Annotated in this window: 10 protein-coding genes; 3 read left to right on the top strand and 7 right to left on the bottom strand. The window is 70.5% G+C overall.

Annotated elements, in window-relative coordinates; all coding sequences use genetic code 11:
• Positions 1-40: 40 nt before the first annotated feature.
• Positions 41-658: a YqgE/AlgH family protein gene (locus tag CAP_RS22860; protein WP_044244604.1), complete on the bottom strand. Its 618-nt coding sequence runs from the start codon at positions 656-658 to the stop codon at positions 41-43.
• A 198-nt stretch (positions 659-856) separates the two neighbouring features.
• Here CAP_RS22860 and CAP_RS22855 point away from each other — a divergent pair, with 198 nt between their 5' ends.
• Entirely contained in the window at positions 857-2380 is a 1524-nt protein-coding gene (locus tag CAP_RS22855) for a DEAD/DEAH box helicase (protein WP_044244601.1), read from the top strand.
• Positions 2367-3581 carry a DUF790 family protein gene (locus CAP_RS22850; protein WP_044244599.1) on the top strand — a complete coding sequence of 405 codons (1215 nt, stop codon included), beginning with the start codon at positions 2367-2369 and terminating at the stop codon, positions 3579-3581. The genes CAP_RS22855 and CAP_RS22850 overlap by 14 nt, the downstream gene beginning before the upstream one ends.
• A 25-nt stretch (positions 3582-3606) precedes the next feature.
• On the opposite strand, the gene CAP_RS45295 is transcribed toward CAP_RS22850, so the two are convergent.
• The 6 genes from CAP_RS45295 to CAP_RS22820 all read right to left on the bottom strand — a co-directional run bounded on the left by CAP_RS45295 (position 3607) and on the right by CAP_RS22820 (position 9032).
• Entirely contained in the window at positions 3607-4725 is a 1119-nt protein-coding gene (locus tag CAP_RS45295; protein WP_052375679.1) for a tetratricopeptide repeat protein, read from the bottom strand.
• A gap of 3 nt (positions 4726-4728) precedes the next feature.
• Positions 4729-5886 carry a magnesium/cobalt transporter CorA gene (gene corA / locus CAP_RS22840; protein ID WP_044244596.1) on the bottom strand — a complete coding sequence of 386 codons (1158 nt, stop codon included), beginning with the start codon at positions 5884-5886 and terminating at the stop codon, positions 4729-4731.
• A 50-nt stretch (positions 5887-5936) separates the two neighbouring features.
• Entirely contained in the window at positions 5937-6344 is a 408-nt protein-coding gene (msrB, locus tag CAP_RS22835) for a peptide-methionine (R)-S-oxide reductase MsrB (RefSeq protein WP_044244594.1), read from the bottom strand.
• Positions 6345-6419: 75 nt separating this feature from the next.
• On the bottom strand, positions 6420-7205 hold the full coding sequence (locus CAP_RS22830; RefSeq protein ID WP_231511629.1) for an ABC transporter permease: 786 nt from the start codon (positions 7203-7205) through the stop codon (positions 6420-6422).
• Positions 7206-7209: 4 nt separating this feature from the next.
• Entirely contained in the window at positions 7210-8028 is an 819-nt protein-coding gene (locus CAP_RS22825; protein WP_231511628.1) for an ABC transporter permease, read from the bottom strand.
• A complete protein-coding gene (locus CAP_RS22820) occupies positions 8025-9032 on the bottom strand; it encodes an ABC transporter ATP-binding protein (RefSeq protein ID WP_044244593.1) in 1008 nt (335 codons plus the stop codon). Before CAP_RS22820 ends, CAP_RS22825 begins: the two co-directional genes overlap by 4 nt.
• A gap of 110 nt (positions 9033-9142) precedes the next feature.
• Between CAP_RS22820 and CAP_RS22815 the strand changes: the two genes are divergently transcribed.
• Complete coding sequence (locus CAP_RS22815; protein ID WP_156041056.1) at positions 9143-11683, top strand: protein kinase domain-containing protein; 2541 nt, start codon at positions 9143-9145, stop codon at positions 11681-11683.
• The last annotated feature ends 39 nt before the right edge of the window (positions 11684-11722 follow it).

The raw sequence follows: 11722 nt of genomic DNA, 5'->3' as shown, positions 1-11722 counted from the left end.
GCGTCAGATCTCGCCGACGCTCCCCATCGCCCTCACAGCATCAGGCCTCGCCGACGCTGCGCATCGACATCACCTCGACGGGGGACAGGCCGAGCACCTTGTAGGCCTCCTCCCAGCGCTGCTCGATGGGGACCTCGAAGAGGATGCGCTCGTCGAGCGGGACGGGGAGCCAGGAGCCGGTGGCGATCTCGCGTTCGAGCTGCCCGGGGCCCCAGCCGCTGTAGCCGAGGAGGACAGCGCGCTGCCTCGGATCGGGGGACAGGCCGCCCGCGTCCGCGTCGGCGGCGAGGATGTCGAAGGCGCTGCGTGACGAGGTGATCCGGATCCGGTCGCCGGCCGCAATGACGCCGTCGTCGGGTTCGAGGCCGGGGTCGACGCAGAGGATCCAGCCGGAACTCGGCTGGACGGGGCCGCCGAGGTACACGGGCGTCTCGCCGATCGCCCGCGTCGCGCGCGTCGCCTCGCCCGCGTAGCCCGCGAACGACAGGAGCTCCGCGAAGGTCACCGGGGCAGGACGGTTCACCACGAAGCCGAGGGCACCGCTGTCGCTGTGCGCGGCGAGGAGCACCACCGTCCGGTCGAAGTTCGGGTCGCCGAGGGGCGGCGAGGCGATGAGAAAGCCAGGGGCGAGCGCGCTGGTGCTGGTGTTCTTGCTCATCGTTCCGCCCTGTTCACGTCGTTTTCCACGTCAGAAGCTCGGGTGGGCATCCCGCCCGCGGGGTATCCTGCGGGCGTGGATGCGAGTGGTTCAACCTATCAGATCGGCCAGGCGTGCGCGCTCAAAGCAGGCCCGGCCCCCGCGGTGCGGCCGCACATGTCCGCTGCTGCCTGACAGGATTTCGGGCGTGACCTGACCATGAGGGATCCTGCTGTCGATGGCGCTCTGGCGCCGCCTTCGCTCACGGTGCGCTTCCACGGAGGCACCCTGCGCATCGAGGGGCCCGCAGCGCCGACGTTGCACACGCCGCGCGCGGAGCACACGGAGCACACGGAGCGCACGGAGCGCACGGAATGCGTGGAGGAGGAGCCGGCGGAGGCAACGCACCAGGCGACGGACGCGGCTCCCGCGGACGCGTCCGCAGAGCCACCGCCACTGCCCGCGTCGTGCCGCTGGGACGACCGGGAGCGCGTGTGGCGGCTTCCTGCCATCGACTACGCGGAGCTCGTCCTGCGCCTGCGCGCGGCCGGGGTGCCGTTCGTCGACGCGGCGCGGCGCTATGCAGTGCTCAACCTCACGCCGCGGGCGAGGCACGATCCCTTCCCCTACCAGCGAGGGGCGCTCACGGCCTGGGGCCGGAGCCGCTTCCGTGGGGTGGTGGTGCTGCCGACGGGCGCGGGCAAGACGTTCGTGGCCGCACTGGCGATCGCGGACCGGCAGCGAAGCGCGCTGGTGGTGGTGCCGACGCTCGACCTGCTCAACCAGTGGTACGACGCGCTCTCCACGGCCTTCGGGGTGCCCGTGGGGATCGTGGGCGGGGGCTACCACGAGGTGCAGGACCTGACGGTGACCACCTACGACTCGGCCCACCAGCACATGGACAGGCTCGGGGACAGGTTCGGCCTGGTGATCTTCGACGAGTGCCACCACCTGCCGAGCCCCTCGTACGCGCTCGCCGCGCGGATGTGCCTGGCGCCGTTCAGGCTGGGGCTCACGGCGACGCCGGAGCGCACCGACGGCAAGGGATACGACGACCTGGTGGGCCCGGTGGTGTTCCGGAAGGACATCACGGAGCTGAGCGGAGAGTACCTCGCGGCCTACGAGGTGATCCGCCTCGACGTGCCGCTCGGGGTGGAGGAGCGCGCGGCCTACGACGCGGCGCGGGCCACGTACATCGGCTTCCTGAGGGCGCACGCGATCCGGATGCCGGAGGGGTGGGGCCAGTTCCTGATGCTCAGCTCCCAGTCCGACGCGGGGCGGCGCGCGTTCGAGGCTTACCGGCGGCAGCGGATGCTCGCCCTCTGCGCGCCGGGGAAGCTCGAGGTGCTGGAGAAGCTCCTGCACGCGCACCGGAACGACCGGACCATCGTCTTCACCGAGGACAACGCGACGGTGTACGAGATCTCGCGGCGCTTCCTGCTCCCCGCCATCACCCACCAGACCAAGCTCAAGGAGCGGAGCGCGGTGCTCGCGGGCTTCAACGAGGGCGCGTTCACGGCCGTGGTGACCTCGAAGGTGCTGAACGAGGGGGTGAACGTCCCCGAGGCGAACGTGGCGATCGTGCTCTCGGGCAGCGGCTCGGTGCGCGAGCACGTGCAGCGGCTCGGGAGGATCTTGCGGCGCGGAGAGGACAAGACGGCGGTGCTCTACGAGCTGGTGGCCGCCGGGACGAGCGAGGAGCGGGTGAGCGACAAGCGGCGGGATCACGTTGCTTACCAGTGACCTGGTCCGGGCGCGGCGGAGCAAGGAGGGAGCGCTCTCGCCGCAGTACCTGAAGGGCCCCTCGGCGGAGCGGCTCCTGCCGGTGGCGGCGGCCTACGTGCGCATCCTGGAGCAGCACGTGGGGCGGAGCCGGGACGAGATCGAGGCGGCGCTCGATGCGGTGCCGGTGCCCGCGCGCGACCGGGTGGCGGCGATGGGGCTCCGGAAGGTGCTGGAGGACGGCTGCGATTTCGAGGTGCGCGAGGGCGTGGACGCCGAGGGGATCCGGCGGGAGCTGTTCGCGGCGGCGGCGGCGGCCCACAAGGGGCTCGGGGTGCGGGAGAGCTTCGACCGGACCGTGGTGCTGCGGGAGGTCGCGGAGCGGATGGGGACCACGCCCGAGGTCCTGGAGGCGGGGCTGTACGCAGACCTGAAGGGAGCCGAACTCTTGCAGCAGTTCACGGCGACGGCGCCGGAGGTGCTGCGGGACCGCTACAACCTGTCGCTGGCCCAGTCGATCTTGCTCAAGGCGACACGGGTGACGGTGAAGGTGGAGGGAGAATCCCCGGCGCGGACCCGGCGGATCTTCCGCGCCGCGCGGTTCCACGGGCTGCTCCACGTGGTGCAGGGCGACCAGGAGCGGGGCTACACGATGACGCTGGACGGGCCGTTCAGCCTCTTCGATCAGGTGCAGAAGTACGGGCTGCGGCTGGCGATGTTCCTGACCGCCGTGCTGCCCTGCGCGAAGTTTCGGGTGCACGCCGAGGTCCTCTGGGGGCGGGAGCGGGAGCCGGCGACGCTCGACATCGGCCCGGAGCACAAGCTGATGTTCCACGGGCGCGAGGCGCCGGACACGACGCCGGAGCTGTCGGCGTTCGTGGAGGGGTTCCGGCGGCTAGGGTCGGCGTGGTCGGTGGAGGCGAGTGAACGGATCTTCGCGCTGCCCGGAGAAGAGGTGGTGGTGCCGGACCTGCGCTTCGAGAACGGGACCACCGGGGAAGAGGTGTACCTGGAGGCGTTCGGGTTCTGGAGCCGGGCTGCGGTGTGGCGGCGCGTGGAGCAGATCCAGCGAGGGCTGCCGGTGCGGATGATCCTGGCGGTGGGCAAGCAGCTCCGGGTGAGCGAGGAGGTGCTGGGCGAGGAGGAGAGCGGAGAGATCTACGTCTACAAGCAGACGCTCTCGCCGCGGGCCGTGCTGGAGCGGCTCGAGCGGAAGGGATGAGGTGGGGCGCCGACGCGCCCGGCGCTCACAGCTCGGCTTCGGCGCTCTCGATGGCGGCGAGCGCGGTCTTCTGGCCGCTCAGGACTGCGGTGAGGCCCTCTTCGTAGGCCTCGGTCATGTCCATGGCGTTGAGGATGGCGTTGCGCACCAGCATGGGGTCGAGGGCGGTGCCGCTCCAGTCGATGGCGACCTTGTAGCGAACCTCGCCGGTGCGGTAGCTCATCTCGAAGTTGCCGTCACACAGGCCGTCGTTGGCGCGGGTGAGGAACTCGGCCACCTGGGCGCGGTGCTCCTCCGGAGCCGCGGGCTGGTAGACGATGTGCAGGAGGAAGCGGCGGATGGGCTCGGAGATGCGCACCATCGCCGAGGCGAGCCCGTCCTGATCGATGGGCGTGAGGTAGGTGACCCACTCGTCCTCGTCGGCCTCCTCCTCGACGCGCTGGTGTGACCACTTCGCGGCCTTGAGGACCTCCTCCACGATGGCGATGGCGCGGCCATTCGGCTCGTCCTCCTCGTCCTCACCGTGGTCGTGGTCGTGGTCGTGATCGTGGTCGTGGTCGTGGTCGTGGTCGTGGTCGTGGTCGTGGTCGTCCTCTCCGTCATCCTCCTCGGCGGTGGCGAGGTGCTGGAGCAGGTCGGTCATGTCCTCCCGCTGCTTCCAGTCGGCGGGGGCGAGGGCGAGGGCGCGCTCGCAGTCGGCGCGGGCGCCGGCGTAGTCGCCGAGGAGGGCGCGCAGGGAGCCGCGGGTACCGTAGGCGTCGGGGTTGTCGGGGGCGAGCTTCACGGCGCGCTCCAGGTCTTCCTGGGCGCCGTCGATGTCGCCGTGGCGCTGGCGGGCGAGTCCGCGCCGGATCAGGGCGGGGGCGAACTCCGGATCGATGCGGAGCGCCTCGGTGTAGTCGGCGATGGAGGCCTCGACGTCGCCCGCGAGCCCGTGGGCGTTGCCGCGGTTGTAATGCGGGGCGAGCTCTCCGGGGGCGAGGGCGATGGCGCGGTCGAAGGCCGTGATGGCGCCCGCGAGGTCGCCGCTCTCCTGCTTGAGGTTGCCCTGGTTGGTGAGGTCGGCCCAGGTCGCGCCGTCGCCCTGCCCGCCGTTTGCGCTGCCATCCGGCTTGTCGTTCGGGTGTCCGTCATCGTTCGACATCGTTCATTCCTCGTCGCGGGAGCGCTTCCCGAGCCATCCCATGCGCCAGTAGTAGATCAGCAGCCCGACCACGCTGCCCATCATGAGCGCCAGCGAGTAGGGGTAGCCGTAATACCAGTCGAGCTCCGGCATGTTGAACGGCGAACTCTCGTGGTGGAAGTTCATGCCGTAGATCCCGGCGATGGCGGTGATCGGCAGGAAGATGGTGGAGATGATGGTGAGGACCTTCATGATCTCGTTCATCCGGTTGGAGACGCCGGAGAGGTAGAGGTCCATGAGGCCCGAGGTGAGCTCGCGGAAGGTCTCGACCATGTCCATGACCTGGATGGCGTGGTCGTAGGTGTCGCGCAGGAAGATGCGCGTCTCCTTGGTGATGAGCGCGCTGTCGTCGCGGAGGAGGTTGTTCACGAGATCGCGCTGGGGCCAGATGGCGCGGCGCAAGGTGAGCAGCTCGCGCTTGAGGTCGTGGATCTTGGTCGACACGGCGCGCTTGGCCTTGGGGGCCTCCAGCTCGAGATCCTCGATGCGATCGCCGATGCGTTCGAGGAGGGGGAAGAAATTGTCGACCACGGAGTCGAGCAGGGCGTACGCGAGGTAGTCGGCGCCGCGGGTGCGGATGGTGCCGCGGCCATGGCGGATGCGCTCCCGCACGGTCTCCATGACGTCGCGGTCGGGCTCCTCCTGGACGGTGAGCACGAAGTCCTTGCCGAAGAGGATGGCGATCTGCTCGGTGCAGAGGGCGCCATCGCCGTTGGTCTGCGCCATGCGCCCGATGATCAGGTAGTGGTCGGCGTAGACGTCGGCCTTGGGGCGCTGGGGGACGTTGACGATGTCTTCGAGGGCGAGGGCGTGGATCTTGAAGATGCGCCCGATGCGCTCGAAGGTCTCGCGGTGGCCGATCCCGCGGATGTCCACCCAGGTGATCGAGGGGCGGTCGTCGGTGAGGTACTCGACGGCCTCGTCGAGGCTCTGGATCTCGCGCTCGACCACCACGTCCGGGGAGTAGTCGATGACGAACATCCGCGGCGGGGCGCTGCTGTCGAGGATGAGCGTCCCCGGCGGAGACGCGGGAGGCGGCTCGCGGGTGAGGCGTTTGTGCCAGGACCTCTTCCGTCGCTTCGGGAGCTTCGCTGTCTCGGTCTCGGTCTCTTCCGCGGGCACCTTCTGCCTCTACACCAGGCGAGGCGCGGCGCGTATCCCGTCGGGGGCGCTCAGCTCGCGCTGCCGCGGGGCTCGAAGTCGAGCGAGGCGGAGTTGATGCAGTAGCGCTGCCCCGTGGGGAGGGGGCCGTCGGGGAAGACGTGGCCGAGGTGGGCGTCGCAGTCGCTGCAGCGGACCTCGACGCGGCGCATGCCGTAGGAGAGATCCTCGTGCTCCTTGACCGCGGGCCGGGCGGCGGGCTCCCAGAAGCTCGGCCAGCCGGAGCCGGAGTCGAACTTGGAGCGGGAGTCGAACAGGTTTTTCCGGCAGCACACGCAGACGTAGGTGCCGTCGCCCTTGTGATCCCAGTACTTGCCCGTGAACGCGCGCTCGGTGCCCCCGCAGCGGGCCACCTTGAACTGCTCGTCGGTCAGGCGCTCCCGCCAGGCGTCATCGATCTTTTCTTCTGTCTTGCTCATCTTGTCACCCTCGGTGAAGGGTCGATCTTGACGCGCCGCGCGGCCGGCGTCGAGGACGGGGATGAGGCGCCTGGCTCAGCTCGACGCCGAGGTGTAGTGGGCGATGGCCCGGCGCCAGACGACGCGGGCGACCACAGCGAAGAGGAGCGCCCCCCCGACCGAGAGGAGCCCGGTCCGGGGCGGGAGCGCGCCGAGCAGGGCGAGGGCGGGGTAGGTGGTCATGAGCGCAAGGGGGATGACCACGGTGAAGATCACCCGCCAGATGCCGCTGAACATGGTCACTGGCCAGCGCGCGAAGTCGAAGAGGGAGTTGAAGAGGTAGGCGAGGTTGTCGAGCCGGACCACCCAGAACGCGGCGGCGATGACCAGGATCCACAGCGAGTAGAGCACCAGCGTCGCGGCCCCGAGCATGGCGAGGGCGACGGCCACGTCGACGACGGCAGGCGCCCGACCGAGGCGGGAGAAGGCATAGGTGAAGATCGCGAGGGCGGCGGTGACGTCGACGACCTTCCAGACCTCGAACTTGGCGGTGGAGACCAGGAACTGGGCGTCGGCGGGCTTGAGGAGGGTGAAGTCGAGCGTGCCCTGGCGGATCTGCTCGACGACGCGGATCAGGGAGGGGTTGACCGCGCCATCGAGCACGCCCTTGAGGAGGGTGAACCACCCGACGACCACCAGGGCGCGCTCGTAGGTCCAGCCCTCGATGGGCGGCCTGCCGCTGAAGGCGATGTGCAAGGGCACCAGGCTGATCAGGGTCCAGACGACGGTGAGGCCGCCGCCGAGGAGGAACTCCCAGCGGTACTGCATGCCGAGGGCGAGGGAGATGCGGATCTGGGTGAGGAGCAGGCGGAGGTAGCGCACGCGGTCAGCCCCCGAACGCGGCGAAGCGGCGGATGCCGGCGCGCCAGGCGAGGGTCGTCGCCACGAGGGCCCCAAGGACGTAGGCCCACTGGACGGCGAGCTGGGGCAAGGCGCGGGCTGGATCGAGCAGGCCGGTGAGCAGCTCGGCAGGGAGGGCGAGCGTGTAGCGGAAGGGGAGCGCCTCGGACACGGCGCGCAAGGTGGGGGGGAACAGCTCGATCGGCACGAGGTAGCCGGCGAAGATCGAGAAGGCGGCGAGGTAGACCTCGAAGATCGCCGTGGAGCTCTCCATCACGAAGGCGAGGGCGCCGATCAAGGCCGAGACGAGGAAGTTGAGCAGCCACGCGCCGAGCAGCGCGACGGCGACCAGCGCGAGCGTGGTGGGGTCCCTCGGGATCCGGTCGCCCGTGGCGAAGAGCAGGACGAGGGCGAGGGGCAGGCAGAGCAGCGAGCGGATGGGGATCGCGGCGAGGTTGTCGGCGCTGAAGAGAAAGAGGGGGTGCATGGGCTTGAGGAGCCGCTGCGAGAGGGCGCCGCTCTTGATCTCGGCGTTGAGTTCCCAGACCAGCCAGGAGCTGGTGAGCTGCCGGACGATGAGGATGGCGAGGAAGTACGCCGTGAAGTCCGCCGGGCCGAACTTGCCCACGGGTGCCCGGGAAGAGACCGCCGTCCACAGGGCGAGGCTCACGAGGGGCATGGTGGTGGTGAGCATCCAGACGAGCATCTCGGCGCGGTACGCCATGACCCCGGCGAAGCCGACGCGGAGGAGGGTCGGGTAGGCGCGGAGGACGCGGGTGGCGCGGCGGAGGCTGCGGAGGTTCACGGGGCGGCTTCCTGCTCGGCCGTGGGACGCGCGAAGAACGCGCGCATTACCTCTTCGAGGGGGGGATCTTCCACGGTCAGGTCGGTGACCTCGGGGCGGCCGAGGAGGTGGGCGACGGCCTCGTGGAGCGCGGCGCGGGGGACCTGGAGCACCGCCCGCGCGGCGTCGAGCGCGACCACGGCGCCGACGCGTTCGAGCGCGGCACGGTCGAGCGGGGCGCTGGTGCGCAAGGCGATCTGCTTGTGGGGGTTCACGCTGCGCACCAGGTCGGGGAGGCTGCCGTCGTAGCGGAGCCGCCCGTGGTCGATGACGATCACCCGCGGACACAGGGCAGCGACGTCGTCCATGTAGTGGGAGGTCAGGATCACCGTGGCGCCATGGCGCTCGTTGTAGCTGTGGATGAACTCGCGCACGGTGAGCTGCATGGAGACGTCGAGCCCGATGGTGGGCTCGTCGAGGAAGAGGACCTGCGGCCGGTGCAGCAGCGCGGCGGCCAGCTCGCACTTCATCCGCTCGCCGAGGGAGAGCTGGCGGGTGGGCTTCTGGGCGATGGTGCCGATGTCGAGGAGCGTGGTGAGTTCGTCGAGGGTCTGCTTGAACGTGCGCTCCTCGATGTCGTAGATGGCGCGGTTCAGGGCGAAGGTCTCGACCGGGGGCAGATCCCAGAGGAGCTGCTGCTTCTGGCCCATGACCAGGGTGATCTGCTTGAGGAACTCCACCTGGCGGCGCTGAGGCACGAAGCCCGAAACCAGGACCTCGCCCTCGGTCGGGTGGAGCAGGCCCGAGAGCACCTTGAGCGTCGTGGTCTTGCCGGCGCCGTTGGGACCGAGGAAACCGACACGCTCTCCCGGGGCGATGCTGAAGGAGAGATCCTGGACCGCCTGGACCGCGCGGTAACGCCGGTGAAACAGGGACCGGAGCGACGCTGTGAGGCCAGCGCCACGCTCGTGCACTTGGTAGACCTTCGAGAGGCCCTTGACGACGACGGACTGCGCGGGCGCCATGAGGGGCACGGGAGGGTAGCAAAACCCGGCCACCTGGATCTGCGATACCCTCCCCACCCGGTCACCTCGGCGGTGGCTCGGCGCACCCGGCGTTCTTTGCGGGATGAATGATGAGCCAGTACAAGCTGAGCAACGACGAGACGATCGAGGTGACGCAGCTCGCAGATCCTCTCCCTGGGCAGCCCAGGAGCGGGAGCGTCGTCACACCGCCGTCGCCCCTCGGCGCGCCCGGGGGCACCACGCCGTCGTCTCCCGTGACGCCGTCGATGCCCTCGACACCGGCAACCCCCTCGACGCCGTCGACACCGCCGACGACGGGCCCGGACTTCCGGGGGCCGGCCAGCGGGCCGCTCTCGGGTGCGGCTGGGGGTGAGGCCATGGCGCGGCAGGTGCTCGGCGGGCGCTACGAGCTGCTGAGCCTCGTGGGCTCGGGAGGGATGGGCAACGTCTACCGCGCCCGCGACACGGAGCTCGACGAGGTCGTGGCGCTGAAGACGCTGCGCCGGGAGATCGCCGACAAGGCAGGGGTGATCGAGCGGTTCAGGCGGGAGGTGCGGCTGGCGCGGCGGGTGACGCACCCCAACGTGGCGAGGGTCTTCGACATCGGGGAGCACGGCGGCGACAAGTTCCTGACCATGGAGTACGTCGACGGAGAGTCGCTCGCCGATCTGCTGGCGCGCGAGGGGGCCATGACGCTCGGGCGCGGCGTGGAGATCACCCGCGCGGTGTGCGCGGGGCTCGGGGCGGCGCACAAGGCAGGCGTCATCCACCGCGACCTGAAGCCGGACAACGTGCTCATCGCCAGGGACGGGCGGGTGGTGCTCACGGACTTCGGCATCGCGCGGGCCTTCAACCTGGAGGGCGGAGCGAGCAACACGGTGGGGATGACCCTGGGGACCCCGGCCTACATGGCGCCGGAGCAGGTGCAGGGACTTCAGGACATCGACGGGCGCGCCGACGTGTACGCGCTCGGCGCGATGCTCTTCGAGATGTTCACGGGAGAGCGGGCGTGGCGCGGCGATGGGGTCTTCGCCGTGGCAGCGGCGAAGCTGATCACCGACCCGCCCGATCCCCGGACGCGGAGGGCCGATCTGCCCGCGGGCTTCGCGCGGGTGATCCTGCAGTGCATGGCGCGCGATCCCGCGGCGCGCTTCGCGACCGCGGAGGCCGTGGCAGAGGCGCTGTCGACGCTGACGCAGCCCCAGGAGAACGTCACGCCCGAGCCGCCGAAGCCGAGCTTCCCCTTCCCTGCCCCGGCCGCCGCGCCCGCCGTGGGTGACAAGGGCGTAGCCGTGCTGCCGTTCCGCAACCAGGGGCCGAGCGACGATGCGTACCTCGCCGACGAGCTGACCGATGATCTGATCGACACCCTGTCCATGACGCGGGGGCTCCGGGTGAAGCCGCGCGGCGTGGTGAACCGCTTCAAAGGCGGCGACCAGGATCCCCTGGAGATCGGCCGCGAACTCGGCGTGCAGGTGGTCGTCGACGGCTCGGTGAGGCGGCGGGGCGGCGCGGTGCGGATCAGCGCGCGGCTGATCAGCGTGGCAGACGGCTTCCAGCTCTGGGCGCAGCGGCTGGATCGGCCCGAGCAGGAGGTGCTGCGCATGAGCGACGAGGTGGCGCACGCCATCGTGGAGGCGCTGACCTCCGACGCGCCGGCCGCCCCGGTGCGGGAGTCGCCCTCCGATCCGGTGGCCATCGATCTGTACCTGCGGGGCAGGCAGCTCTACCGGAGGTTCTGGCCGTCGAGCCTGAGGGAAGCGCTCGCGCTGTACGAGCAGGCACTCGCGCGGGTCCCCGGCGATCCCATGATCCTGGCCGCCTCCGCGCTCGCCCGCTGCCGGCTGTGGTTCTTCACGGGCGAAGGCGGGGACCAGGTCGCGGAGGCCGCAGCGCGCGCGGTGAAGGCAGCCCCCGATCTGGCAGAGACGCGGCTCGCGCTCGCCGCTGTGCGCCTCCACGACAGCGACGCGGCAGGAGCGGTCCGGGAGCTGCGGCGAGCGCTCTCGCGCAGCCCGGCCCTGGCCGAGGCGCAGGGATTGCTCGCGAGCATCTTGCTGGAAGCCGGGGAGGTGGGGGACGGCCAGCGGTGGTGCGAGTCCGCGCTCAACCTGGATCCGAGCACCCCGCTGGCGCACGCCTCCCTCACGCGCCTGTACGCGCTGCAAGGGCGCTGGAAAGAGGCGGACACCGAGCTTTCGGCAGCCGCGCAGCTCGGGAGCGAGCAGTGGCCCATCCGCGCCCGCTACCTGCTCTGGCGGCGCGACGTCTCGAAGGCCGAGGGGCTGCTCCGTGACCTCGACGAGCAGATGCACGTCCCGGGGATGGCGCGGGCGCTGCTCCAGATCATGCGCGAGGGTCGGATCCCGGGGAACACACCCCAGATGCTGAGCGCCGAGATGTCGCACCACGCGCCGCGGCGCCGGGCCTTCATGCACCAGCTCCGGGCCGAGGTGCACGGGTTCGTGGGCGACACGGAGGAGGTGCTCAACGAGATCCAGCGCGCGATCGACGCAGCGCTGATCGACCTCCTGTGGCTGGACCGGTGCCCGATGCTGGACGAAGCACGCCAGCACCCGCGCTTCGCTGCGCTGCACGCCGTGGTGAAGCGGCGCGCGGACGCGATCCTCGAAGCGTACCGGGAGCGCTGAGGCGGGCGGAGAGGGTCGCCGTCAGCTCGGCGCGGGTCA

It is taken from the genome of Chondromyces apiculatus DSM 436, from assembly GCF_000601485.1.
In the GTDB taxonomy this organism is placed as follows: Bacteria; Myxococcota_A; Polyangia; order Polyangiales; family Polyangiaceae; genus Chondromyces; species Chondromyces apiculatus.
The sequence above is the reverse complement of the archived record's forward strand: the minus strand, read 5'-3'. Positions and strand labels throughout refer to the sequence as shown.

Bases quoted from the DNA above. Each gene is read 5' to 3' on its own strand.
- CAP_RS22860 (WP_044244604.1), bottom strand. From the start codon at position 658: ATGAGCAAGAACACCAGCACCAGCGCGCTCGCCCCTGGCTTTCTCATC.
- CAP_RS22855 (WP_044244601.1), top strand. From the start codon at position 857: ATGAGGGATCCTGCTGTCGATGGCGCTCTGGCGCCGCCTTCGCTCACG.
- CAP_RS45295 (WP_052375679.1), bottom strand. From the start codon at position 4,725: ATGTCGAACGATGACGGACACCCGAACGACAAGCCGGATGGCAGCGCA.
- msrB (WP_044244594.1), bottom strand. From the start codon at position 6,344: ATGAGCAAGACAGAAGAAAAGATCGATGACGCCTGGCGGGAGCGCCTG.
- CAP_RS22820 (WP_044244593.1), bottom strand. From the start codon at position 9,032: ATGGCGCCCGCGCAGTCCGTCGTCGTCAAGGGCCTCTCGAAGGTCTAC.
- CAP_RS22815 (WP_156041056.1), top strand. From the start codon at position 9,143: ATGAGCCAGTACAAGCTGAGCAACGACGAGACGATCGAGGTGACGCAG.